This window comes from Pedobacter sp. GSP4 (assembly GCF_051857575.1).
Lineage (GTDB): Bacteria > Bacteroidota > Bacteroidia > Sphingobacteriales > Sphingobacteriaceae > Pedobacter.
Genome location: NZ_JBPZIR010000004.1, coordinates 312,785 through 338,094, shown reverse-complemented (window position 1 = coordinate 338,094; position 25,310 = coordinate 312,785). Strand labels below are relative to the sequence as shown.

The following is a 25,310-nucleotide window of genomic DNA, read 5'->3' as shown; positions in this document are numbered from 1 at the left end:
TCGAAAGCAAAACTATCGAAGCTGAGGGAACCGGTGGATGATACCTGTCAACTCAAAAAATGATCAAGCTCATTTTTTTGAGTAGAAATTGCGGATTGGAATATTAGAAGCAAGATAAAATTATCAGTTATTGTTATCATTTATTTCAAATCTTCCGGTTTTAAGGTGCAGGATAATTTTAAATACAATAATTTCTTTATCGTAAGCATCGGATTTTCCTGTGCCATGTGAGGGCTGCTCTGAAGGTGTATTGGTTAAGGGCATCATCCGGTGGATAATGCCCTGGAGTGCCCTTTGTTTTCGCCAGCATTGGTAATTTCCTCAAATTTGCCCCAGCATACCGCACTTCTCCAGTTGTAAGTATCGCGGATCTGATCAGTCTGGAAGCACACCTGTGGATTACTTTTCATCATCCTGATTTTTTGCCCGGGAGCGGAATGGGCGTAAACGGTGCCGCTGTTGTACACATAATTAATGGGTACAATGTAACTTATGCCGTGGGCATGGCAGGCCAAACGGCCAATATATTGTTCTTTAAGGAGGTTTTCGATCTCCACTTCTTCTAATTTCCCTAACATTTTTTTATCCTTAGATATCTGTTTATAAATACTAACTGCCCGAAATTTCCAGCACAATCCTTGCCTCTATTTCCCCCTTTGTCATCTTTCCGAATAATTCGTTAATATCTTCCAGTTTTGCCGGTGTAACCTGTGCCCTTACCTTTCCTTCTACAGCAAATTCGATGGCTTCCTGCATATCCTTTCTTGTGCCTACAATAGAGCCTCTAACTGTTATCCGGTTTAAGACGGTATCGAATATGGGAAGGTCAAAACTACCGGGAGGCAATCCGTTTAGCGATAATGTTCCTTTTCTGCGTAATGCCGAAAGCCCCTGACTGAAAGCCACCGGTGTTACCGCAGTAACCAAAACACCGTGCATACCACCAGTCTGTTTTTTAAGAAAATCACCAGGATCGTGTTCAAGCGCGTTCACTATAATGTCGGCACCAAGTTTTCTGGCCATCTCCAGTTTTTCGTTCGATATATCAATTGCCGCTACCTGAAAGCCCATGGCCTTTGCATACTGAACACCAAGATGCCCAAGTCCGCCTATGCCCGATATGGCCACCCATTCTCCTGCGCTAACCTCGGTTTCTTTTAAGCCTTTATAAACGGTAACGCCGGCACAGATAATCGGAGCCATTTCTGAGAAGTTAACATGTGAAGGAAAGTGGGCAACATATCTCGAATCGGCAATTACATATTCTGCGAAGCCTCCGTTAACACTATAACCGCCATTTTGTTGTTCGTAGCACAATGTTTCCCAGCCTGTTAAACAGAATTCGCAACAGCCACAGGCACTGTATAGCCAGGGCACACCAACCACATCCCCTTCCTTAACACTTTTAACATCATCCCCCATTGCGGCAACCAGCCCGATGGCTTCGTGACCAGGTATCAGAGGCATTTTCGATTTTACGGGCCAGTCGCCATTGCAGGCATGTAAATCGGTATGGCATACACCACATGAAATTACTTTTACCAGGATCTCATATTGATCGAGCGGTCTAACCGGAAGTTCTTCTATGGCCAGGGGTCCTCCATATTCATGGATAACTGCAGCTTTCATTGTTTTAGGATACATCTTTTTGTGTTTGGGATTTGAATTTTGCTTATTTACTGACTACTACATCGGAACCTTATGTTCGGGCGGTAAAGCCAAAAGCGGAATCGGAATGTGATCAGACATGTTCATTGTATAGCTGCCATTAAACAGACGATAAAAAAAATCGTGTTTGCGGTGAACCATGGCCAGGATATCAATTTGCCCGTTCTCTACGATCCAGTCCAAACCTTCTTTAATTCCCTGGCTATTTACATACCTGTGATAGATATGCCTATAGTTAACCCTGTCTGCAATCCTGTTTAAAAAATCTGCGCTTTGGTTTAAATCCGATGCTGAATGACCAGTATGCATGATCAGTATATCAGCACTAAAGGGTTTTGCAAATTCGGCAAGTGCACATAGAACGGGGACATCGCTATGGCTAAAATCTGTGGCAAAAGCTATTTTTTTAGGCTTCTTAAACCGATAACCCGCAGGCACAAGCAAAACGGGTATTTCCTGTCCGATGATCTTCCTGGCCGCACTGCCCATGAACATTTTAGTTAAATTATCCGCATGGTTTAAACCGGTTACAACGAGGTTCATTTTACCCTCAGTAAAATATTTACCTACCTCTTCGCCTACTTCACCACGAATCAATCGTCCGAATACTTCCGCTTTAAAACCAGGCTCATGATGGGCCTTTTTATATTTTTCTTCAACCCTTTCTACCATCTTGCCGAGGGCTTTTTTAGCATTATCCTCTATAAGCTTATATTCTTCGATTGGCCATACCAGTGAGGCAGCAACAGGAGAAAACTCGGGAACCTGAAAAATATTTAGCAGTTCTACCCTGGCACCAATACCATGGGCAAGATCGGTAGCATAATCGGCTGCATTTTCAGCTGTTGCAGAGAAATCAACAGGTACCAATATTTTTTTCATATTGAGCTCTTTTTTGTTATGCATAAAGTTTGGAAAAACCTCATGATAAAAATATGAGCCGCATCAGTTATTAAAATGATCGTCATCTGGTATAACACAAATAAGGGAAATCTATCTAAAACCTTATCCAAGGGATATTTAGACTAATTATCATTACCACAAAAAAGATTAAATTTATTATCCTTTGTGTAATTTCAGTATTTTAACATTACCCCCCAATAGAAAATGAGTGTTCATATAGGCTTAATGATCTGGAAAGAAATGAAACAGAGAGATATCTCTGTTTCAGACATTGCCGCAGCGCTTGAGATTAGTAAAACAAAAGCACAGGAAATACTGAATACCGCAACCATCGATATCCTTACACTAGTGCGCGTCAGCGAAATCCTGAATTATAATTTTTTCAGCTATTACGAGAGCGGAAAGGTATTCTCAAAGATTGAGTTGCAAGAGAAACATAAGCTCACGGCAGAAGTAAACCGTTTGAAGGCTTTGCTCACTGAGAAGAACAAAGCATTGGAACTTCAGGAAAGGTTAAACAAGATTCAGCTCAATACCATTTCGTTATTGGAAAAAGGACAATTTAGATAAACCGGCCCGATCAATTATTGATCATCACCGATTTATCTATCTGCAATCACTATTTACAAAGTTTTATTTAAACTTGAGGTTTAACGATACAATGTTCGAAACTAAACTTGTTGAGCGCGAATAGTGCCCGTAACGCAGCTCCAGCATATTCAGCCTTTGCCAGCCAAAAACACCCTTCGGCGGAGCAAACCGGATGCCCGCGCCATAAAAATCACTGCTGAGTGTCGATAGGTCATAATCGCTGGTAAAATACTGTTCCGATGGCGAATGCTGGCCATAAGGCGCGAAATATTTGGTTCCAACCTGATTGTTATAACGGTAGAAAGGGCTTATAGAGAAGAACGAATTGATCTTCACCGGTATTTCAAGCTCTGCAGTATGTGCCCTAATGCCCCAGTTATCCATGTAATAACGGTAGAAAGTGCGAATTACAAAGTGGTCGTCCAAAAAGTAGTTCATGCGTAATCCGATAGGAAGTTTGTAACGCTTATCGGGCAGGGTTTCTGAACGAAGCGAACCATCGGTAAAATAATCGCGCTGGTATTTGGTTGCAAGCAAGCCCTTCTGATATGATGGTTCCAGGATCAATGAGGCCTGAAATTTCTGCGAAATTACCTGCGAGAGCGAAAATGATGCACTGAATGAATTCCTCGGTGCGGTATCGTACTGCTCACCACCCCTGCCGGTATTGCCCGTTCGCAGTTCAATGGGCAGGATAACGGTCCATTGGTCCAAAAATGCCTGGAGCTTGAAGTCAAACTGGGTATTTTTATCTTTTGATAAACGGGTTAAGTTAAAGGCTGCTCCCAGTGACTGATAATCGAATTCTGTTGAATATGATCCGGTGAATCCAAAAGAATTACCGGTTTCTTCATTGGAGTGTGTCCAGTTTAAAGATGGATAAATCCGGGTATCAGCAGAAGAGGCTGAAGAAATGGTACTTGGATCGATCTTATCAGAAGAAGCCGAAGTATAATGATCAACACCAAGTTCGAAAAGGAAAGTATTTTTCCTGCCCCTTTTATTGAACCTGGACATTTGGAGGTCGATGGTATTGGCAAAATCACTCAGTTTCTCGGTACCTATACCTCCTGTAACGGCAGAATTATTTCCATTTTGGTGGTAATATGCTGAAACCAGGTTAATCTCATCGATTTTGAGTTTGCGCGATTGGTATTTACTGCTGTCTGCTTTTGCAGGCTCAGGCCTGGTTTGGGCATAAGTGCCCAATATACCGAAGTACATAAAAAGCACATGAAGATATATTTTTTTCATTTTTTGATCCTATTTAGTTACAGCCACAACCACCACCGCTCTTGCCTCCATTGGCACCTGAGGCGCCTTCTCGGTAAAGCTGAAAACTCTGTTCAAATTTCTGGGCCTTTCGGGCCGAAAGGATCATGTCGGCATCGTTGAGTTTACTTTTCTGATAAGGCTTTACGCTGCTACAGGCACTAAGCATGCTGCCCAGCGAAATTGCGGTAACCATCGAAAGGAAAAATGTTCTTGAAATTTTCATATTTATATCACATTAATATTGTTTGAGGTAAAAACCCTGTCATTGTCATCGATAACAATACAGGCCACTTGTTTAATCTGGTTGATCAGCTCCAGCCCTATTTTTACCCCCATTACCACAACCGGTGTAGCAAGTGCATCAGCAAGCTCTGCACTTGGGCAGATAATACTCACACTTTTTACACCGCTTACCGGTAGCCCGGTTTTAGGATCGATGGTATGGGAATAGCGTTTGCCATTAATCGTCACAAATTTTTCGTAACTGCCCGAAGTGGCAATCGCCATATCGCTGATTTTGAGTGCAGAAAACGGCCTGTTGGTTTGTTCAGGATCTGCAATACCTACCGTCCATGGATGGCCGCTGGCTTGAGTACCCCAGGTAATCAGGTCTCCTGCCGCATTTACAATTCCACTTTTAATACCCAGCTTTTGCAGTACTAACTTTGCCCTATCGGCTGCGTAACCCTTTCCTATTCCGCCAAAACCGATACGCATGCCCTTACTTTTTAGAAACACAGTCGATTTATCCCTGTTCAGGACCACATTTCGGTAATCGATGAGCCCAACAGATTTTAGGGCGGTAGCTTCATCAGGAAGACTGGTCATATTCTGATCAAAATTCCAGAGCCTCTTATCGATCGATCCGTAGGTAATATCGAAAGCACCATCGGTAATTTCTGATATCCTGATAGACCGCTCTAAAAGATTGATTACTTCCTCGTCTACTTTTACCGGGCTTAAACCGGCATGCTCATTTATCAGGCTGGTTTGGCTGAGATCGCTGAAAGTGGTGAGGAGGTATTCTATCCTTCGCACTTCATCTATTGCGGCATCTATGGCCACATTGCCCTCCTGCTCGTGCTCAGCGATCACAGTAAACTCAAACCGGTTTCCCATGAGTTTTAGCATCCGGTTTACAGAAACAGGTTTAGCCATGATGAAATTATTTTAGTTTATCAATTTCGGAAACAAAAGCCTGCGGACTTTCATCAGGAAATCCGTCCCAGGTTTTGAGCACCTTTCCATTTTCATCTACCAGAACCGTGTAGGGAAACTTACCGTCCTTATTGTACAACTCGGCCAGTGATTCGTTTAACTTAACCTGCTCTTTTGGAAGCTGATTTTTCTTTTGTCTTGGAAAATCTGCTCTCACAAGCAGCAGATTGGCAGCCGCATATTGTTCAAAGCTTTCGGATTCCAAAATCTCTTTGCGCAGGCGGATACATGGACCGCACCAATCGGATCCAGAAAAATTAATCAGGATCTGTTTATGTGTGGCCTTAGCCTGTTTCTGAGCTTCTGTAAAGTTTACCATCCATGATGCTGGAATAGTAAATAGCCCCAATAGGGCAACAAAAAGTAGTTTCATAAAATTTTAAGAATAAACTTTTAAAGTAGTACCCGTAAGCAGGGTATTATAAACGGTTAAGGAGCGTGAAGCCGGGCCATTGGTTACAGCTCCGTTTTCAGAAAAGGTTGCGCCATGGTTAGGACAGTAAAAACGGCTGTTTGCCGATTGATAGGTAAGCGTATAACTTTCGTGGGTGCACGATCGCTGTACGGCAATATAAGCCCCTGCTTTTGTTTTGGCCACGATAACCCCGTTTGACACCAATGCCCCACCGTTGCTTAGCAATGCTGCATTGGCAGCCAGGCTCAAATCGAGCGTAAAGTTTACGCCGGTAGGACCTGTAGTATCCGTAGAACTGCTGCCATCCGTTTTTTTGCAACCGATACAGCCCATCAGGGCGAAAGCCGCGGCGCTCATCCCAATGCTGTTAAGAAAATCTTTCCTGTCCATATTCTTTTTATAGTTAAAATGAGCAATGCAATGAAATATTCGGACAATGTCCCGATGGATAACCATTTAGTATCGATGGGAATATGCTGAATAAAATCTGTGTAGAATTCTATCTATAAAAAGGCTTTAGGTTCCGTTGGCTTTAGCGATCCTTTTATCCTGGAATAGGGATAAAAACGATTGCTTGTAACAAAACTATAGACAAAGTCTGAAGACATTCTGAAGTTTAGATTAAAATCTATTAATATTTGTTAATAATGAATTTAAGGTTTCAAAACATGGAACGTTTTAAGTAATCAGTCTTGCGATCAGAAATGCCGCCCCGGCAGCTATCAGACCGATTGCAGTAACTTTTAAAGCACCCTTTATTGGCGGCTGGCCGGTTACACGGCTTTTGAAATAGCCAAACACAAACAGACAAATGGTGGTGAGCACGGCAGAAAGTATGAGCCCATCCTGCGGTTTTGAGGTAAAAAAATAGGCTGATAAAGGTAACATGCCACCAACACAGTATGAAAATCCTATCGTAAGAGCACTATTTCGTGCCCTGTTGACGTCTGGTTTTTCCAGGCCCAGCTCAAACTTCATCATAAAATCTACCCAATGGTCTTTATTCTTAATCAATTGATCCACAATCAAATCCTGTGCCTTTTCGTCCAGCCCATATTCAGCAAAGATTTCCTTCACCTCTTCTTTTTCCTTTCCGGGCACATTTTCTACTTCGAGGTATTCCCTTTTTAGCTCACTTTCATAATGCTCCTGCTCTGTTTTACCGGCCAGGTAGCCGCCCAGCCCCATAGCGATGCAACCGGCAATGATCTCGGCAATACCGGCGGTTATGATAATTGAATTGCTGCTTACTGCAGCGCTCAGACCAGCGGCAAGTGCAAATGGAACGGTAAGCCCGTCGCTCATCCCAATAACAATATCAGATATAAATGCTGAGCTTTTTAGGTGCTCTTCCTTATGAAGCTTGCTCATACGCTTTCATGTTAGAATGATTAACCGTTACCTTAATTTTCTCCCCCGTTTATCATATCAGAAACAATTCCCTTTCCATTCGCTCTTTCAGCCAGAAAAACCCCTGCCAGGTGAAGGACAATAAAAGCCAGTATCAGGTACATGCAGAAGCCATGGAATTCTTTTATGCTGTGGTTGATATTTTCCCGGATGCCGGTATAGTCTTCGAAAGCCAGCAGCAGGCCGGTAATAACCATAATCAGAAGCAAGAGATAAAAAATGAGATAAAGTCCCTTTACCACCAGTTCGTGTTTCGCCGCTTCACGTTCTTTTTTTAAGATAAAATAAGCTTGGTAAGCTTTTTTGAGCTTGGGCAGGAGCCTTTGCGCGGAAGGCAGAAAAAACTCGGCAATTAATCTTAAAAGAAAAAGCGCAGCGAGGGCATAACCAAAATTGATGTGTATGCCCCATACCTGATCTTCAAGGCCATGTGTTACTGCACCGGCCTGCTTGTCACTTACTGATGCGCCGGCATTGATCAATTCATTTTTCACCAAGCTGCGCTCAGCACGGTCAAAAAGTGTAGAGTTGATTAGCACAGTGAGCAGTGACCCGGAGATGATGATAAAATTTATCCAATGCCAGAAACGTATGGAAGAAGCATATTTCTTTCCTTTTCTGTTCTCTCCGATTTCTTTATTAGCAGGTTCGATAATAGCCATATATGATCTTATTGAGGGTTAAATATTATTGTGAATGAATGCAAATCGTGATGATAAGTATAGTTCAGCAGGTAGTGCTGACGGTTACAGATTTGTTTGAGTATGGCAAGCCCTAAACCGGTACCCTCAGAAGCGTTATCCTTATAAAAACGATCAAATATTTTTTCATCATCGAGCGCTTTGTTGTGTCCGGTGTTGGCAAATACTATTTTATCTTTATCAAGACTGATCTCAATTTTTCCATCATCATAATTATGCCTGATCACGTTGCTGAAAAGATTATTAATCAATATTTCAAGCAGGCTTCGGCTTGCAGAAATCGTTACATCGGTCAATATGGTTTCAACAATAATATTCCGCTCGGTGATAAGTTCCTGGAAGTATACCTGCTTTTCTTCGATAAGTGATTTCAAGTTAACCTTTTCCTCATCCTGCAATAAATTATTATCAATCTTAACTAAAAGAAGTAGCGATTGGTTTAGCTTGGTTAGACGCGAAGTTGCTTTATACAGTTCAAAGAGCGTTTCGCCATCTTCTTTACCCAGAACATTTGACTGGAGCATATTATCAAGCTTTGAGTTGATCACCGCGAGGGGCGTCATCATTTCGTGTGATGCATTTTCTGTAAATAGTTTGATTTCATTGTAATCCGACTTCACCTTGCCAGAAAGTTCGACCAATACCTTATTTAATTGCCTGAATTCTTCCACCGGCATCTCTACAGGCTCATATGGCTGATCGCGGTTGATATTGAATGCAGTAATATTTTTTAAAAGTTGCTCAAACGGTCCCCATATTTTTTTTAGTAAAATCCGGTTAATTAATAGCACCAAAGCAAAAAGCAGCATTACCGGAACCAGGATAATCATGCAGATGTTCCTAATCTGCTCCTGCCGTTCAAATTTAGAAGCGATAACCAAAATCTGGTAAGGCTGCCCGATGAGTTCGAGTTCAGTCTTAAGGTATCTTGCAGTCTCGTTGCGGTGCTTTACCGGATTGTAAAAGACCGTATCGGCATAGCTGCTTGAAGGATTGGCTTTTGGTATTTTTTTGTATTGGACAACGAGATCCTCAAATTCATGCGGTTGATAAAAATTTCCTTTTTCTGAATACTCCTTTACCTCCATAATCTCTTCTACCAGGTCATGGTCAATCTGTTCATCGAGATAATAGGTCAGCATCCGGTAGAAAAGAAAACCGATCAGTAGCAGTCCGAAAAGACTGATGATCACAAGTATCCTGTTATATCTGGTAAATAGCTTCATAGCTCGGTGAATTTATATCCAATGCCATATACGGATTGAAAGTAATCACTGCTTCCTCCATCTGTTAGCTTTTTCCTGATGTTCTTGATGTGGGTATAAATGAAATCAAAACTGTCGGCCATATCCGAATCATCTCCCCAGATGTGCTCTACGGCAGCAGATTTAGAGATTACTTTACCTTTATTGGAAATAAAATAAAGCAGAAGATCAAATTCTTTTTTGGTCATGTAAACCACTTTTCCACTTACAAGCACCTCTTTCGCGTCAAGATCTATCCTGATTTCGTTAAATTCAATATGACGTTCCCCATGAGCGCTTTTGCGGCGAACAACTGCCAATATTCTAGCATTGAGTTCTGAGAGATGAAAGGGCTTGATCAGGTAATCATCGGCACCAAGGCTTAAACCTTCTATCTTTTGGTCTATAGAATTTCTCGCCGATATAATAATCACCCCTTCTGTCCGGTTCATTCGTTTAAGGTAGTTCAGTATCTGAAGTCCCTCTCCATCTGGAAGTGTGAGATCCAGCAAAATGCAGTCATATTCATATGCCGCGAGTCTATCCTGTGCCTGGGCATAGGTTGAGGCCATACTGCACAGATTACCTTCCGACATGAGGTATTGTGCTATACTGCGCTGCAGGGAAAGTTCGTCTTCAACAATTAGAATCTTCATGGTATGCAAATATGGTATAAGATACTGAAGACAAATTGAAGTTTATTTAAAAGGAATCGAGGTTTAGGATATAATATAGATTTTTTTTCTCAATTAGGAATATTGAGGATATCGTGTGATCACAACTCAAATATTATTCCGATAGAGACCTCTTGGCATGAATGAATAATATACCTATCTTTGGATATTAGCATTTGCAGTAAAAAATCAAGGTGAGCAATTCGGTGAGTCACTTATCGAATATATCTTTTAAACCATATTAAAGCAGGATTTCAGCCCCGGGTTCGGGAGCCTCGCTCTCCGCAGAAAAAATTAAAGCCTGAAATTTAGATTTCAGGCTTTTTTCGTTTTAGTGGTCTAGCGTAAGTATACCTTCTACGGGCTTTGCAAACACGGCACGCTTGCGCCAATAGGCGTTTTAATAATATTTCTTTAAATATTTTCTTGTATATAGATATTTCATTGCTATTTTTTTGTTTTGTCTTAATTTTATCTAATTTTATAGTTGTTAACAATCTAAAAATTAATGCTCTATATGCCTCTTCTTTGCAGAAAAGCCTTGTTTGGCTTTTTTCTATTGTTTTTATTTGCCTGCAAAAAGGATAATCTAGCTCAGATAACAGATAATCTTATCGAACAGCCTGAGCAGTTATCGGAATTAAAAGCTGAAGTTTCAGCAGCTGGATATAAATTTATAGAAATACAGTGGAATGCTGTCAACAATACACATTTCAAAGCTGTTACTTACTCCGTATACCTTAACGACCAAAAAGTTATTGATGGTTTAACCACAACAAAATACAGTTTAATTAACCTTACTCAATCACAAAAATATACCATTAAGGTTATTGCTTCAACTAAGGAAGGTAAACAGGTTGAACAATCTATAGCAGCTACTACGTTAGGAAATACAACTGAAAATGAGCAGATTTTCTATCAAGAATACAGAATACATAGTTACTCTCGGTTAACAGGAACCACAGGTTTACAAAAACTGCCAGATGGTGGACATCTTTTTGTGAGGTTATTACAGCATGATGGCTTTTTTGACAATGAAACCTTTAAAATCATTTTCTTCAAAATCGATAGGTTTGGAAAAATGTTATGGTACCGATTATTATCCACCAAAAGTTTTAACCTTTCGGTATATGGGGAGGTACTTTTAACTTCACACAAAGCAGGCGAAGAAGGTATATTGTTTATGCAAAATTCTGCAGTAAAATTCGCATCAGGTAATGGTGAAATATTGGCTATCAAAAATTATGGCGACCGAATAGGTTCACAAATTTTCCAATCGAGTTTTTACTCTTCTCCACAACAGATAATCTTGGGTACTCAACAAGGAAATCTTCTGGCAATTAATCCCGATGATCTGAGTATTATCTGGCACAAAACAAATACCGACCGTTTAGGTTGGATCGTCGCCATTAACGCTGATTCCAAAAAAAACATCTACTATATATTTAGGGATCAAAGTGATAGTTATACCAAGATCAGGGTGCATAAGTGTAGCCCTAATGGAGACTTTATAAAAGATTTTCTTTTTGATGGCACATTACCAAACGAATACAACTTGGGATTTTGGATGACCTCATTATTGGTAGATGAACAGGATAACCTGTATTTATTTGGTCGCAATTCCTCCTACAGTTACTTAAGATACTTTAAATTTAGTACAGATGGTACCCTGATCAAAAAAAATCAAACTTCGGATTACTTAAATGCTGATAAGGCTTTTTTTAATGCCAAAGGTGAGATTATTGTAGTAGGACAGGTTGATGGCGGTGGGCTCAATACTTATGCCGGGCTTTACACTTTCGACAAGGATATGAATATTAAATCGAAACGTTATTACCAAGATATTAAGCCGCATATATTAAAGGGTATTACCGGAAATGCAGATGGTTCGTATAATATCTTTTTAAACTACATGCAAACTTATACCTATGACAATCCAAATTTCGTATATATTAAAACAGATACAGATGGAAAAATGTAAATGGTTCTTTCTTCTGCTGTTTTTCTGTGGTATCTGTTCGTGTAAAAAAGGAATGGATCTTCAGAACGTCATCTCTGTTGAAAATGTTTATATAGAGTTTGTAACGTCAAACCAGGTTAATATTAATTATAAGCTTTCGCAACTTGGCTATGAGGAAACTGGAGTTGTATTTTATAAAAAAAATGATCCAGTAGCCACCAACACTGTAAAAGCCATCAGAGAGAATGGCCTGTTAAAGTTATCTCTTCAAAAACTGGAACCTGGTACCGAATACGCTTTTAAAGTTTTTTACAAACTTAATGGAGAGCAGAAAGTGGCTGCCAAAGAATATACGGTTAAAACATTATCGGAGGAATTGTCCAAATTTGCCTTACAAATCAAAAGCACCAGTATTGATTACGATGATCAGGGAAATTTTACCATTGATATAGAGGGAGAAAATCTGCAAAACCTTAATCTGTCTCAACTGGAAATCAAAGTAAACCTTAACCCTGTAACCATAGCTTATCCAGTACTTATCGCAGGCAGCAGATATAAATTGACCATTAAAGGAATTGTAAGGACTGTAAATGCAAACTATGCGGTACAGGGGCTTTATCAAGGGAAGGAAATCTTTTTCCAATCAATTCCATTTGCATTTCATGGCGACCGATATTGGATCAGTTTTCAGCCTACCAATTTACGTGGTTATTTTGCTTCTGTTTTCGAAAATGAACTTTACTACTTTTTCGACAAACAGGTTTCTAAGTGGAACGATGCGGCACAACGTTTTACTGTTTTAGGTGCTATACCAGATAATACCATCAATACCTTAAACAGCAACGCCACTGGCACTTCGTTTGATGGACAGTTGTTTTTCCCTCCTACAGATAAAACCTACTTTCCCAATCCAGCTGATTTTTCAGTTGCCTATAAATACCCTGAGGCTTATTCTTATAATCCTGGAACTTCCAAGTGGACAAGCTATTCGTTTAAAGCACAAAATTCTTCCGGAAGCAGCCGTATAGTAAAAAACAGCCATTATCTGATCCATAATGGAGATCTTTATATGGCCTTCAGTTTGGTCGACGAACAGACTTCCAATCCTAATCTGGTGATTAAGACCGACAATTTTATCTACCGGTACAACAGGCAGAGCAAACAATTTGAATCTGCCACGAACCTGGATATCAAAATTTTATATTTTAATTTTATTTCCGTTAACAATAAAATGTATTTAACTGGTTTGGTACCTGTAAGCGATAATGGTTTTAATCTGAGTGCAACTTTTGCTGTATTTAAAGTTGAAGACAATTTCGCACTCAAAGAAATTTACTGGGGTGGTACAGTTGCACAACCACTTACATTTATCCCCAAAAATGTAGTAGTTTATGATCAGAAAATCTTAGTTACAGCTTCTCTTGATGATTTTAAACTATTCGATCCTATAGATCAGAAACTTTATCAGGTGTATTTGAAAAGCAATTTGCCGAATGTTTACCTCAACGGCTTTTTTAATTACAATAATAAACTACATATCAACACCGATCTGGGTTTTACAAGCAGCAAGATTTATGAAGTATCAATTGCCAAAGGCCGTTAAAAGTTTATCGGTTTTATTACTAACCATCTTTATCATCCTAACAGGAGCCTGTAAAAAGCAGATTATAGAAGTACCTGTTGATGCTTTTGACCAGGTTAATCCCGAATTGAAATATGTACAAGGTGCATATAAGATAGAGTTTTCGCTGCACCAATATCCTTATAAAGAAGTGGGTATAAAATTAACCACGAATAAAAGCTCCTTATACCAAAATAAAGATATAGTGCGATATACTGCCAATGAGGTTAGTTTAAACAGATATGGTGTGTTTTTAAATAACATGGCTGCATCTAAAACCTATTATTACCAGATATATGTAAAAGACGCTGCATCATCAAAAGAGGTATACTCCGATGTTTACTCATTTATTACCACGCCTTAACTGCTCTTTATGCTTAAAAACTACCGTTACTTATTGCTTATTGCGATACTATTTAGCCTAAATTCCTGTAAGAAAAAAGAATATGTTGATATACTTCAGGATAAATACGAACCTAAAATCAATGAAGCAGAATCGGCGAGCGAAGATTTTACGGTTAGTTTAAATGCAAGCACTTTACAAAGTGGGGAGCGTGGAGAATGGCGGATATTGGCAGGGAATATTGTTGACAACTATGTTTCCCTGGAGGATAAAAATAACCCGTTTAGTAAATTTAAAGGGTTACCGGGTGAAGAATATACCCTTGAATGGAAGCGTATAGATAAAGATGGAAGTATAGGCACTGTGCAGGTTAAGATAAAAATCCCCTTACCAGCAATAGAGATCACGGATATTTCTTCATCAAAATTTGAAACCATCCGTACCTTATCGGTAAACCCTAAATATAGGGGAAGCTGGAGCATTGATGGCGCATACGGACAGCTTTCTTCTAAATATTTTGATGGTAATGCCGAAAGTCCTGACAAAAAACCCAGCATAGAGCTACATGGCTATGCAAACACCAATTATACGGCCACTTACAATTATACATATGCGGGTAAGGTTTTTCAATATAAGAAAACCTTTAAAACCGGAAATTACACCCAAGATGAGGGACTGTATGAGCTACAGTTATCGCGTGGTGATGGCCGAATCATTGAAGATAACCAAGGAAATATATTAGAGCTTAACCTACAAGCCTCGGGGATTGCCTGGATATTTGGAGAACCTAAAACCTATCCAGCACTATCGGCATTTAAATACCTGCGTCGGCTTATTTTAGGGGGCTCAAGCTTGAGGGAAATATCGCCTATATTTGGCGATCATTACCTCAATTTGGAAGAATTGAATATTGATGGAGCAGGTTATAATACCAATATACCAGACAATATTGGAAACCTTACCAAATTAAAGATTTTCCTTTTTGCTCCTAGAAATTCTGCACCTTCATCTAACGAAGTACTGCTCCCGAAATCTTTTGCCAACTTAAAGGCTTTGGAATTGTTTAGCGTAAGATATTCGGGCTATGTAAACTTTAATGGGACTTTAGGCGGCCTTACCAATTTAAAAAAGATCACCACCACTATTTTTAGTTTAACTGATGATATTGGAGAGTTAAAAGAGCTGGAACATGTAGAGCTTAACTGCAAATATGCCTATTTCCCTCAAAGGTTTAGCGAGTGTAAATCTTTAAAATTCCTCCGTTTAATTTTTGATGACAATGCAAATGGTGAAATGACGCTTTCATCAAAAATGGGAGACCTTAGAAATCTCGAAACCCTTGAAATTACCAGTAATAAACTTAGGGCGTTACCTGAATCTTTCTCGGCATTACCAACATTAAAATCACTAAAAATCAGCGGACTGAACTTGCAATCTATTCCCGAAAATTTTGGAAACCTTCAAAGTCTCGAGTCGTTAACTCTTTATGGAAGCTTTACCAAGCTTCCCAACAGCTTTGGAAACCTCAGTAAACTATCAACTTTATTTTTAGGGGGCAAGGCAGAAACATTGCCTGAAAGTTTTGGTGATCTTACATCCTTAACTTATTTTAATGGAGAATCATCTGGCATAAAGTCATTGCCAAACAGCTTTGGAAAGCTTAAAAAGCTAAAAGAGATTAATTTACAATTCAGTAAAGTAGAGAGCCTACCAACTTCATTTGGTGAGCTTGATGCCTTAGAACGGCTCAACCTGAATTCGACACAGTTGAAAACTTTTCCAAAAGCAATAATTCCATTAAAAAGCATTAATAACATTTCATTTAATAATACGGATATAGACGATATACCAGATGATGTAGCCAAAATGAAACAAGGTATTATTTTTAACCTGTACTCGATACCAAATCTTACCTTAGAACGCTTAAAATATATTATAAGCATTAGTAAAGGAAAAGTTTATGCCAGCAATTTTGGGTACTTTTCTACGTAATCCCATTCTGGCGCAAGTCTTAGCGCCCCTGCCCTAAGCAGCGGCCCGACTTGTGCCGTGGTTAAACCAATAGATCAATTCCAATCAATCCTTTCCCTCCTTCGTAATCTATAGCACTACAGTATAAATAGTCTGAGGCATTTGCCACCAACCCAGCCTCAACTGGATTATTAGGCAGATAATTAATCCGTTCTTCGAACATATTCGAATAAGCATCTAATTCGATGGGATGATTATCCTGCCTATTGAGCGTAAAAGAGTAGACCGGGCCAACGAAATACTGGAAATAGAGCGCAATAAGCTTAACGAGTTTTTTATGAAAGCGCCTGCTGGCATATGTCTTTGGACAGGACCTGAGCTTACCTACGAAATGGTTAACCCCGCTTACCAAAAAATCCTTGCCGGAAGAAACCTGCTCGGGCGTCCGATACTAGAGGCTGTACCCGAGCTGAAGGGTGCTCCGTTAATAGATTCGATGCTGGAAACCTATCACCATGGTACCCCATTCGAAGTACACGAACTGCACGTGCCCATTTCTGATTATGAGGGCGGACCAACCACCGACCGTTATTTTACCTTTAACTATGTACCAAGGCGAAATATACATAACCAAATTGATGGTGTGTTTAATTTTGTGTTTGAGGTAACCGAACAGGTTGTGGCCAGAAAAAAGATTGAAGAGAGCGAGCTGCATTTCCGCCATTTGGCCGATTTGGTACCTGCCAAAATCTCTTACGCGCTCCCATCAGGAGAGGTTACCTTTTTTAACCAGCATTGGCTGGATTTTGCCGGAATGGGTTTTGAAGACCTCAGAGATTTCGGCTACCACCAGATGATGCACCCTGATGAAATTGCCGCTTTCCAGTTAGGGCTTGCTCAAGCGGCCCATACAGGTTTGCCACATGTATCGGAAATGCGTTTCAAAAACACCTCAGGCCAATACATATGGCATTTAAATATTGCCTCGCCCATCCTGGATGAAAATGGACAGATTAAAATGTGGGTCGGATCGACCACCGACATACAGAAATTTAAGGAAGAAGAGCAGCGGAAAGCAGATTTTGTAAGTATGCTCTCGCACGAGCTTAAAACACCGGTAACTTCTATCAAAGGTTACATCCAATTGATGCAGCGGGAAATTAAAAAGAACGATATTGAAAAAGAAAAGATTGCAGGAGGCCTTGACCGTGTTGGCCGCCTGGTAATGCAGCTCACCAGTGTAGTATCGGATATGCTTGATTTATCGCGCATTGAAAGCGGCCGGCTGGACCTGAACAAGAGGCCAATAAACCTGAATGCCCTGATAGCCGAAATGGTTGAGGATTTCCGGATGACCAACCCTGATAGGGACATTACCTTAAAACAGAATGGTGAGTTTACTGCAGAATTAGACCGCGATAAAATTGCACAGGTAATTATCAACCTGATTGCCAATGCCATCAAATATTCGCCAGCAAAAACTCCGGTAAACATTTCAATAACTCAAGAAGAAGATCAGGTGAGTGTTAGCATCACCGATCATGGTATTGGCATCAGTGAAAAAGACCACCTAAAAATCTTTGAGCGTTTTTACCGGGTAGAAGGCAAAGATGAGCAGCATTTCTCGGGATTTGGCATAGGCCTCTACCTTGCCCACTCCATTATTGAGCGCCACAACGGCACGCTCACTGTTAAAAGCGAACCCAAAAAGGGCTCCACTTTTACGTTTAGCCTGCCTTTAAATTCTTGACCAGATATTCCCGTTTTTAGTAACCAGCACCGAGAGCTTTTTTTCTGCCACCAATTTACTTAGCAGTAACTGTGCATCTGCTGTAGAAATATGGGCAAGTTCTGAAAACTCCCGGGCCATGAGCGATGGAAATTGACCAAACAACGCCTCCCATGTTTTGGGATAATCTTTTTTAACGATGCCCGGTGCAATTTTATTAAGCGCCTCTTTGTATACCTGATAAGGTTTGAAACCGTACACTTTTTCGGTAACGCCGCTGCTATTGATGAAATACATGGTCGGAAAGCCCCTTACGCCCATCTCCCTGGCAAGTTCGAGATCTTTGCGGAACAAAATCCTCGCCTGTCCATCAAAGTTTATTTTCAGCCGGTTGCCGTCCAAACCTGCTGCAACAGCTGCAGATTCGATATTCTCCCACTTTGCAATGTTCTTTTTCTTTAAAAACACCATTTCCCTCAAAATCCGCAGAAAGGCCTGTGCCTTCTCTGACCCCTGTAATTCGGCCGCCTTGTAGGCTATTGAAGGTGGGTAAGAAGAATCGAGCGGATCGCTTAACCATACATCGCCATCAATAGGTACCTGATAATACGCACTTACTTCATCCCAATGCGCTGCCACATCTGATGGTTTACTTATCCCACCGCTGTTATAGCTCCAATCCGGAAGCAATCCGCCCATGCGGTAATCGATATCCAGCGCATCGCCATATTCCAGCTTCAATCTCCTTAACTGCGGTTCAATTCCCCAGCAGGTAGAGCATATCGGATCGGTGAAATAAATAATGCTGAGTTTTTTATGGTTAACTGCTGCTGGTTTTTCTCCTTCCAATACTGATTCATGGGGCAGTTCGCATATCCCCAATTCGGGATCGCACAGCAGGGGATTATTATTTTTTCCGTTCATTGTTTTTTAACGATTGGCCTGTTTTCTGTATCTTATCTTTACTTTTGTGCAAATCTCCAAAAGATTAATATCACCGTCAATAAGTCAAAAAAACATGACTACAAAAGCCAATGATGAACATGCAGAACCCTGCAAAGCGCAGGCACTGTTAAAACTGCTTTCAGGAAAGTTTAGGCCCGCAATTTTTCGGCTTTCCTTAGATGCACCTTTACGCTTCAGTAGCCTGTTACGTGATATTCCTGGGGCAAACAAACAATCGCTCAGCACTGCCCTACGCGAACTGGAAGAGGTTGGGCTTTTGGAAAGAAAAGTTGTGCGGCTAAAACCATTGCATGTTGAATATTACCTAACCACAAAAGGAAGATCGCTAGTGCCTTTTTTTGAGCAACTGGAATTGCTTGGAGAAAACTAAGCGCCGGAGCCCGATTAAACAAAGTGGCCTTAAATCAATGCTGAGTGTTTAATTGCCCTTGTATTGTGCATCTGTAACGGGCTCTAGCCAAAGCGTAGGTCCTTTTTCGCGGCTGGTTATCGCAATTTGCACAAAGGCTGTATCAATGCTTGCACCGTGCCAGTGGGCCACATTGGGCGGGCATTTAATTACATCGCCTTTACGGAGGATAAGCTTTGGTTTCCCTTGTTCCTGATAATAACCTACACCATCGGTTGCCAGCAAAATCTGACCTGCAGGATGCACATGCCACTTGCTCCGGGCCTTTGCTTCGAAGGTTACATTGCCTACGCTGTTCTGGTTTAGGCTATCGCCTTCAATCATATTATGCAGGTAAACTGTGCCTGTAAAGTTATTATTGGTCACTTTTTTACCCTGCGGAAAAACAAGCGCCGTTTTTGGTTTCCCTACCGCTGCTTTTTGATTATTGGAACAGGCCATAAGCACACAAAGCAGTGCGGGTATTATGATGTTAAAATGGTATTTCATAATCTTTTTATTATAGGTTGACCTGATAAAAATTAACCAGTTTATTTACGGCCTGGGCTACATACACCGGTTTCCAATAGGTTTGTATATGCGTTGCCCCATCAAGCAGGAACAATTCTTTATTTCTGGTATTTGTTGCTTTTTCAAAGGCTTCATCAGTCATGTATTTGGTATCGGCTTTGCTGCCTGCAATCATCAACAAAGGCTGATTGATCAGATCCATGTTGGTATTGGCATCAAAAGTCATCAGATCCATCAAACTGCTCATGGTATACTTAAAAGTCGAATTCGGATGCGCATAAGACCGGTAATAATATATGTATCCTTCCCGGTATAAATCGGTTGGTATTTTGGCAATTTCTTCATCGGTTGGACTGGCTGTTCCCACGTAAACAATTTCTCCACCCGCTGCTTCCTGCGCCCTTGCATCCGAGGCCTGTTTTAAACGCTGCTGGATGGTTGCAACCTGGCTATTCAAAAATCCGTTACGCCTTACCTCACCCGAATTGAACATACTTAATGTTGCAACAGCCTTAAAGCGTTTATCAGCCTGGGCAGCCTTTAAGGCATAACCGCCACCGCCACAAATTCCAAGCAAGGCAAGTTTTGCAGTATCTGTACCTTTAAAACCCGAAATATAATCGGCCATGGCATGTATATCGGCTATGCGGTTGGCCGGTTTATCTGTATTCCTTGGTGTTCCACCGCTGGCGCCCTGATAGGCCGCATCGGCAACAATGGTAATGTAGCCTTCTTCGGCCAAGCGCTGTGCATATAAGCCGGCAACCTGTTCTTTTACCCCTCCATTGGGGTGGGCAACTGCAACTGTTGGATATTTTTTCGCCGGATTGAAACCAGCTGGTGTATAAATATTTGCGGCAATTTTGACGCCCCCAATATCGTAACTAACAGGATGGATGTTTACTTTTCCCTTTTCATTTTTGATAATGGCCCCATCATATACCAAAGTAAATGGATTTTTACCCTGTTCTTTTAAGGCCGATTGTGCCTGTGTATTTTCGGTAGCGCCTATTGATATGGCCAGGGCAATTATTGATGTCAATTTTTTCATGTTATTTTCTGTTTTTTAACAGTTCATCTAAAACTGTTTGTGCGCTGTTTGCTTCTTTTGCGCCCAGGGTAGATCTGATAATTTCTACAAACTCCTTCAATTGTATTGGCGATAGGCCAAGGTTGAGGCAAATGGTTAGGTGCGACCGCAGCATGGGTTCTACTCCTCCAATACTGCTCAGTACCGATATGGTAACCAGTTCCCTTTCAGTATAGGTAAGCACATCACGCTCAAATAGATCGGCGAAAAGATGCTCTTTTAAAAAGACTTCTATTTCTGGTGCAAATGCGGCATAGCCCGTTTTTGCCCCCGCCTCTTTTACCCCTGTTAATTCTTCTAAAGTAGCCTTACCCCTTTCGTACCTGCTGCGCTGATCTTTAATGGGCGTTGCGGTTTTACCGATCCGATCGTGGATGCCTTTTGCTTTACGTTCATCTAAAACGGTCATAAAGGTCTGCAGGGCCCGTAAGCTCCTCGGAAACCCACAATAGGCATACAGGTGAACCAACGATTCTTTGATCTGGTTAACGGTTAATCCGGCATCAAGGCCTTTGTTTAAGTTTTCTTTTAAACCACTTAAATCGCCTTTACCCGCAGCGGCCGAAATGGCAATAATACTTTGCTGTTGGGTACTTAACCTGTTTGCTGTTGCTGGTTTAGTTTGTGCCGTCAGTTTATTGAACATACCGCCCGCAAGGGATAGCAAAACCGCTACCGATAGGATATTTAGTAATTTCATTTATTTTAAATTTTATTTCCTGTCGTTTTTTTTAACTGCTTTCTTATTTCGATACAAAGATCAGTTTAGCTGGCAGTATTAGAGTAGATGTATTACAGGGATTACAACCTTAATTACTTATCCAAGCCCTTTTGCCTGAGCCATGCAGATAGCTGATCTGCCACCTGGAGGTTATTTAGATCGGAAAAGGGGAAATGCGTATTGCCTGTAATTCCAACTTCGGGCAGGTGGATTACGGTGGCATCGCCTCCGTGTTTATTGATGGTAGCCGCCCAGTGCCTGGCCATTTCGAGGCCCGAGCGCCAATGGTCTTTGTTCCAGATCTTGGTTGGCTCCTTGGCTATATTATCGCCGTAATAAATAACAATCGGGATTTTAAGCAGCTTGTTAAAATCTGAAACCGGTATTTCCAGGCCTTTCAATTCACCGAATAATCCGTTGGATGGAATGGGTGCAGGCAGCTCGCCTTTTGGAAAAACAAAACCGCTGTAAGGCTCGTAAGCAACAATGGCGTTCACTTTTTCATTCTTAATGGCAGCAAGCCATCCGGGTCCGCCGCCCTGCGAATGGGTAACCAATATGCCACCTCCTATTTTATCCACCAGGGCAGAAATGGCATCGGCAACCAAATGGCCATCAAAAGCTCCGGTATTGGGTGTCATCTGCCGGTAGAACTGTTCGAGCGATGCCGCATCTTTTGGAAACTGTACACCCGGAAAATAATCGGGATAATTGCCGATACGGAACTGTGTAAACCAGAACTGCTCATCGGCAGTTGGGTTAATGGTTGCGGCAACAGTGCTTTTTCCAGCTTCTCCGCGCCGTGGTTGATCGACAAGGTAAACCGGAAAATTCCGTCTTAAAAAAATATTCTGAAAGCCTTCTCTCCCATCAGGGGTAGTTTCCCATGTTTTTTTTGACTGCCCTGCACCATGTAGAAAAACAAGGGGCAGCCTGTGCGCTTTCTGCGGAACCTGATAAAACACATAAGCATGGTCGCCATGAAAACTTTGCCCCTGCGGCTTCAGTGCATTTTCCAGATCGAACTGCCCCGGCGCGGCACTAGCCGTACCGCCTATGGCAAAACTGCCCTGGGCTACGATACTTAAAGGTTTTTTGGGACCTTAAATTTTGAGCCTTTACCTGCATGGCAGCCGAAAGGATTAAACCCATGAGTAAAAATGGCCGGAGCATTTTAGTGTTCTTCATCATTTTTCGGTTTTACTGATTGGGGACTGCTAACGTTGCGCCCCGGGTGTGTTTACTTTGGTAAAAGAAAGCGATCCGAGGTTCCATTTGTTTTTTTCCTTAACATAAACCTCTGTTACAATAAAAGGGTTGGTCACTTCATTTCCACCAACAACTGCCAGTAAGGTAATGTTGCTTAACAGAATAGCGGTATTGCCAATGAGGTTAACCGATACGGAATGGATATCCGCCTTTTTGTAATGGATCCCGCCACTTTTGATCACATTGATTTCCTGCGTTTTACCCCAGCTTCCGCCCATATGTACGAATACTGATTTTTCATCAAAAAGCAAACTTAAAGAATCTACCTGCTTTTCAGCCATCCAATCCCATTTAAGCTTAGATAGGTTAATTACTTCCTGCTGTGCAGGGCTTGGTTGATTGGCCGTTTGCGCTTTGGTTTGCAAACCAGCAAGGAGTACGGATACGCCTATAAGAAAAGTTTTCATCATGAGGTTATTTTTATCTGATTACAAATATCCACTCAATTACTAAGAACGCAGTAGATAGATTCCTGCTTTTACTACCAATATTACTGATGGCCTACTGGATAAGATGATAACCGTAGCGAATTGATTAAGTTTGTGTAAGCAAAGCACAGCGCTATGGAAAAGGAATTTAATTTTGAGACAGTTAATGCATACAATGAGTTTAATAACCACGAAACCCATCACCCCTTGGTGAGCGTTATCGATTTCTCAAAAGCGAAAGAAAGAACTGGTACCAAAATGAATTTTGAGTTATACTGTATCTTTTTGAAAGATGTAAAATGTGGCGATCTGAAATACGGCCGTCATTATTACGACTACCAGGCCGGAACATTGGTTTTTATTTCGCCCGGGCAGACTATAGATGTTGAAAATAAAGTGGATTATTACCAGCCTGCAGGGCATGGCCTGGTTTTCCACCCCGATCTGATCAGGGGAACCTCGCTTGGCAAAACCTTAAGTGAATACAATTTCTTTAGTTACCACACCAGCGAAGCACTGCATTTATCGGGCAAAGAAAGGCAACTGGTATTGGATCTTTTCGAAAAAATTGATACTGAATTACAGCAATCAATTGATAAACACAGCAAAAAACTCATTGCTTCTAATATTGAACTGCTGTTGAATTACTGCGACCGGTTTTACGACCGTCAGTTTATTACCCGCGATACGGTTAACAAAGGGGTACTCGAAAATTTTGAAGAACTGCTAAATGGTTATTTCAAATCTGAAAAGCCTTATTCAATCGGTTTGCCCGCTGTGGCCTATTGTGCGGAGGAACTGCATTTCTCGCCCAATTATTTTGGCGATTTAATTAAAAAGGAAACCGGTAAATCTGCCCAGGAATTTATTCAGGCAAAAATTATTGATGTGGCCAAAAACAAGATATTTGACAGCAGCAAAACCGTAAACGAGATTGCTTACGAGCTGGGCTTTAAGTACCCACAGCATTTTATTAGGCTATTTAAAAAACGCGTTGGGGCTACACCTAACGAATACCGCAGCATGAGTTAAAAGGCAATCGTTATTTGCGTGCAGGCGTGAATCGCAATGCAATTCGCTGTGAGATTAAGGTCAATAAGACCTATTTGTTATGGAAAACAATAACACCGCTTTTCGGTCTCTGCAGTCCCGCCCTGCGCTTCAAATCCTCGCCCTGGTACCTCGGGCTTTGGGTTTTACGCTATGGTTTTGGTGGCAAGCCCTGTGATACTATTTAAGCCTTTTTAGCACTTACCAAAACAAACCTTTGTTCATAAACCCGACAAAGCGGTTAGCCCACAGTGGAGCGCAGCGAAACGAGGACTATAAGCGATGGCGGGACGGCAGCAGCCATGAAACACAGAACCGTACATTTCCAAATAAAAGGCATCACATCTATTCGATGCCATTAAAAGTCCCCATAGAGTAGATCGTTATTGCAATGACGATTTTTATTCAACGAAGCTAAAAATCAAAGATTTTATTCAATTCTACAATATGCTTTCCTGCGGGTAAACTGCTTGGGGCTTTAGCTAGCTTTTCGGCAAGTACCTCGGTTGGCATGGGTTTGAATTTTCTCATCAGCCCCAAACCATTTAGAAACGACAGCAGGCCTGCACTTATCTTTTCGCCCAGCCTGTCGGTTTCCTTGCGGAGCAGTAATCCAGGTCTAAATATGATGTACTGGCTAAAGGCCAAACTGGCGATCTTATCTTCTAGCTTACCTTTTACCTGCGAATAAAATACATTACTTGTTGCTGAAGCACCATAAGCCGATAACAAAACTACGCTGCCCAGGCCATTCGCTTTGGCCAGCCCGGCAAATTTTACCGGAATTTCGTAGTCAATATGCCATTGTCTTTCTTTAGATCCTGCTGCTTTTAAGGTGGTACCAAGGCATAAAAACGCTACATCTCCCTTAATAGCAGATGATACAGTCTCCAATTGATCAAAATCTGTGTGTACCTCTGTAAGCTTAGCATGGGCAAGCCCACTTGGCCTACGCACAAAGGTAACAACAGCTGTATATCGGGCATCGGCTAATAGCAATTCTACTAGGTCTTTTCCGGTAGCCCCTGTTGCTCCAATTACCAGTGCTTTCATATCCGTATAATTTATATGTTAAATATCGCAATTGATCTTGACAAATAGACGAAAGATAGGACAACGCCCCTTGTTAATGTATTTATGGCAC

28 protein-coding genes are annotated in these 25,310 nt (G+C 41.2%); 8 read left to right on the top strand and 20 right to left on the bottom strand.

The genetic code is table 11. The features are described 5' to 3' along the window. Positions 1–123: 123 nt before the first annotated feature. The 4 genes from ACS5PU_RS12305 to ACS5PU_RS12290 are packed head-to-tail and all read right to left on the bottom strand — an operon-like array spanning position 124 to position 2,550. On the bottom strand, positions 124–267 hold the full coding sequence (locus ACS5PU_RS12305; protein ID WP_439459466.1) for a hypothetical protein: 144 nt from the start codon (positions 265–267) through the stop codon (positions 124–126). Continuing rightward, a complete protein-coding gene (locus tag ACS5PU_RS12300) occupies positions 264–578 on the bottom strand; it encodes a pyridoxamine 5'-phosphate oxidase family protein (protein ID WP_439459465.1) in 315 nt (104 codons plus the stop codon). Before ACS5PU_RS12300 ends, ACS5PU_RS12305 begins: the two co-directional genes overlap by 4 nt. A 31-nt stretch (positions 579–609) precedes the next feature. Then, positions 610–1,629 (bottom strand): alcohol dehydrogenase AdhP, encoded by a 1,020-nt coding sequence (gene adhP, locus ACS5PU_RS12295; protein WP_439459464.1) that lies wholly within the window; start codon positions 1,627–1,629, stop codon positions 610–612. Positions 1,630–1,686: 57 nt separating this feature from the next. Next, the gene (locus tag ACS5PU_RS12290; RefSeq protein WP_439459463.1) at positions 1,687–2,550 is read right to left on the bottom strand and encodes a universal stress protein; all 864 of its coding nucleotides are present in this window, start codon (positions 2,548–2,550) and stop codon (positions 1,687–1,689) included. 225 nt (positions 2,551–2,775) lie between these two features. On the opposite strand from ACS5PU_RS12290, the gene ACS5PU_RS12285 reads away from it, so the two are divergent. After that, positions 2,776–3,141 (top strand): helix-turn-helix domain-containing protein, encoded by a 366-nt coding sequence (locus tag ACS5PU_RS12285; RefSeq protein ID WP_439459462.1) that lies wholly within the window; start codon positions 2,776–2,778, stop codon positions 3,139–3,141. Between the two features lie 63 nt (positions 3,142–3,204). Here ACS5PU_RS12285 and ACS5PU_RS12280 read toward each other — a convergent pair whose 3' ends face one another. The 9 genes from ACS5PU_RS12280 to ACS5PU_RS12240 all read right to left on the bottom strand — a co-directional run bounded on the left by ACS5PU_RS12280 (position 3,205) and on the right by ACS5PU_RS12240 (position 10,081). Beyond that, positions 3,205–4,416: a DUF3570 domain-containing protein gene (locus tag ACS5PU_RS12280; RefSeq protein ID WP_439459461.1), complete on the bottom strand. Its 1,212-nt coding sequence runs from the start codon at positions 4,414–4,416 to the stop codon at positions 3,205–3,207. Positions 4,417–4,429: 13 nt separating this feature from the next. After that, positions 4,430–4,660, bottom strand: a complete 231-nt coding sequence (locus ACS5PU_RS12275) for a DUF4266 domain-containing protein (protein ID WP_439459460.1) — start codon at positions 4,658–4,660, stop codon at positions 4,430–4,432. Positions 4,661–4,662: 2 nt separating this feature from the next. Then, on the bottom strand, positions 4,663–5,595 hold the full coding sequence (locus ACS5PU_RS12270; protein ID WP_439459459.1) for an FAD:protein FMN transferase: 933 nt from the start codon (positions 5,593–5,595) through the stop codon (positions 4,663–4,665). Between the two features lie 7 nt (positions 5,596–5,602). Beyond that, entirely contained in the window at positions 5,603–6,028 is a 426-nt protein-coding gene (locus tag ACS5PU_RS12265) for a thioredoxin family protein (protein ID WP_439459458.1), read from the bottom strand. A gap of 6 nt (positions 6,029–6,034) precedes the next feature. Continuing rightward, entirely contained in the window at positions 6,035–6,460 is a 426-nt protein-coding gene (locus ACS5PU_RS12260) for a ubiquinol-cytochrome c reductase iron-sulfur subunit (RefSeq protein ID WP_439459457.1), read from the bottom strand. Between the two features lie 288 nt (positions 6,461–6,748). Continuing rightward, a complete protein-coding gene (locus ACS5PU_RS12255; protein WP_439459456.1) occupies positions 6,749–7,441 on the bottom strand; it encodes a VIT1/CCC1 transporter family protein in 693 nt (230 codons plus the stop codon). Between the two features lie 32 nt (positions 7,442–7,473). Continuing rightward, positions 7,474–8,142 carry a cytochrome b/b6 domain-containing protein gene (locus tag ACS5PU_RS12250; RefSeq protein ID WP_439459455.1) on the bottom strand — a complete coding sequence of 223 codons (669 nt, stop codon included), beginning with the start codon at positions 8,140–8,142 and terminating at the stop codon, positions 7,474–7,476. 8 nt (positions 8,143–8,150) lie between these two features. Beyond that, positions 8,151–9,407 carry a sensor histidine kinase gene (locus ACS5PU_RS12245; protein WP_439459454.1) on the bottom strand — a complete coding sequence of 419 codons (1,257 nt, stop codon included), beginning with the start codon at positions 9,405–9,407 and terminating at the stop codon, positions 8,151–8,153. Next, positions 9,404–10,081: a response regulator transcription factor gene (locus ACS5PU_RS12240; RefSeq protein ID WP_439459453.1), complete on the bottom strand. Its 678-nt coding sequence runs from the start codon at positions 10,079–10,081 to the stop codon at positions 9,404–9,406. Before ACS5PU_RS12240 ends, ACS5PU_RS12245 begins: the two co-directional genes overlap by 4 nt. 535 nt (positions 10,082–10,616) lie before the next feature. Between ACS5PU_RS12240 and ACS5PU_RS12235 the strand changes: the two genes are divergently transcribed. From ACS5PU_RS12235 to ACS5PU_RS12215, 5 genes are all read left to right on the top strand, one after another. Further along, positions 10,617–12,080 (top strand): hypothetical protein, encoded by a 1,464-nt coding sequence (locus ACS5PU_RS12235; protein ID WP_439459452.1) that lies wholly within the window; start codon positions 10,617–10,619, stop codon positions 12,078–12,080. Further along, complete coding sequence (locus tag ACS5PU_RS12230) at positions 12,067–13,662, top strand: hypothetical protein (protein ID WP_439459451.1); 1,596 nt, start codon at positions 12,067–12,069, stop codon at positions 13,660–13,662. Before ACS5PU_RS12235 ends, ACS5PU_RS12230 begins: the two co-directional genes overlap by 14 nt. Continuing rightward, positions 13,634–14,044, top strand: a complete 411-nt coding sequence (locus tag ACS5PU_RS12225; protein ID WP_439459450.1) for a hypothetical protein — start codon at positions 13,634–13,636, stop codon at positions 14,042–14,044. Before ACS5PU_RS12230 ends, ACS5PU_RS12225 begins: the two co-directional genes overlap by 29 nt. A gap of 9 nt (positions 14,045–14,053) precedes the next feature. Continuing rightward, a complete protein-coding gene (locus ACS5PU_RS12220) occupies positions 14,054–16,015 on the top strand; it encodes a leucine-rich repeat domain-containing protein (protein WP_439459449.1) in 1,962 nt (653 codons plus the stop codon). A gap of 229 nt (positions 16,016–16,244) precedes the next feature. After that, positions 16,245–17,744 carry a PAS domain-containing sensor histidine kinase gene (locus ACS5PU_RS12215; protein WP_439459448.1) on the top strand — a complete coding sequence of 500 codons (1,500 nt, stop codon included), beginning with the start codon at positions 16,245–16,247 and terminating at the stop codon, positions 17,742–17,744. Here the strand turns inward: ACS5PU_RS12215 and ACS5PU_RS12210 are convergent. Further along, positions 17,733–18,647, bottom strand: coding sequence for a DsbA family protein (locus ACS5PU_RS12210; protein WP_439459447.1), 915 nt, complete (start codon positions 18,645–18,647; stop codon positions 17,733–17,735). The two genes, ACS5PU_RS12215 and ACS5PU_RS12210, sit on opposite strands and share 12 nt — an antisense overlap. 94 nt (positions 18,648–18,741) lie before the next feature. On the opposite strand from ACS5PU_RS12210, the gene ACS5PU_RS12205 reads away from it, so the two are divergent. Further along, positions 18,742–19,059, top strand: a complete 318-nt coding sequence (locus ACS5PU_RS12205) for a winged helix-turn-helix transcriptional regulator (RefSeq protein WP_439459446.1) — start codon at positions 18,742–18,744, stop codon at positions 19,057–19,059. A 48-nt stretch (positions 19,060–19,107) separates the two neighbouring features. Here ACS5PU_RS12205 and ACS5PU_RS12200 read toward each other — a convergent pair whose 3' ends face one another. The 5 genes from ACS5PU_RS12200 to ACS5PU_RS12180 all read right to left on the bottom strand — a co-directional run bounded on the left by ACS5PU_RS12200 (position 19,108) and on the right by ACS5PU_RS12180 (position 23,098). Then, positions 19,108–19,587, bottom strand: a complete 480-nt coding sequence (locus ACS5PU_RS12200) for a cupin domain-containing protein (RefSeq protein ID WP_439459445.1) — start codon at positions 19,585–19,587, stop codon at positions 19,108–19,110. Positions 19,588–19,597: 10 nt separating this feature from the next. Beyond that, a complete protein-coding gene (locus ACS5PU_RS12195) occupies positions 19,598–20,659 on the bottom strand; it encodes an alpha/beta hydrolase (RefSeq protein WP_439459444.1) in 1,062 nt (353 codons plus the stop codon). Between the two features lies 1 nt (position 20,660). Continuing rightward, a complete protein-coding gene (locus tag ACS5PU_RS12190) occupies positions 20,661–21,398 on the bottom strand; it encodes a carboxymuconolactone decarboxylase family protein (RefSeq protein ID WP_439459443.1) in 738 nt (245 codons plus the stop codon). Positions 21,399–21,511: 113 nt separating this feature from the next. Then, positions 21,512–22,384: an alpha/beta hydrolase gene (locus ACS5PU_RS12185; RefSeq protein WP_439459442.1), complete on the bottom strand. Its 873-nt coding sequence runs from the start codon at positions 22,382–22,384 to the stop codon at positions 21,512–21,514. Between the two features lie 252 nt (positions 22,385–22,636). Then, positions 22,637–23,098: a nuclear transport factor 2 family protein gene (locus tag ACS5PU_RS12180; protein WP_439459441.1), complete on the bottom strand. Its 462-nt coding sequence runs from the start codon at positions 23,096–23,098 to the stop codon at positions 22,637–22,639. Between the two features lie 153 nt (positions 23,099–23,251). On the opposite strand from ACS5PU_RS12180, the gene ACS5PU_RS12175 reads away from it, so the two are divergent. Then, a complete protein-coding gene (locus tag ACS5PU_RS12175; protein WP_439459440.1) occupies positions 23,252–24,148 on the top strand; it encodes a helix-turn-helix domain-containing protein in 897 nt (298 codons plus the stop codon). Positions 24,149–24,580: 432 nt separating this feature from the next. Here the strand turns inward: ACS5PU_RS12175 and ACS5PU_RS12170 are convergent, their stop codons facing one another. After that, positions 24,581–25,219: an NAD(P)H-binding protein gene (locus tag ACS5PU_RS12170; RefSeq protein ID WP_439459439.1), complete on the bottom strand. Its 639-nt coding sequence runs from the start codon at positions 25,217–25,219 to the stop codon at positions 24,581–24,583. Positions 25,220–25,310: the final 91 nt, after the last annotated feature.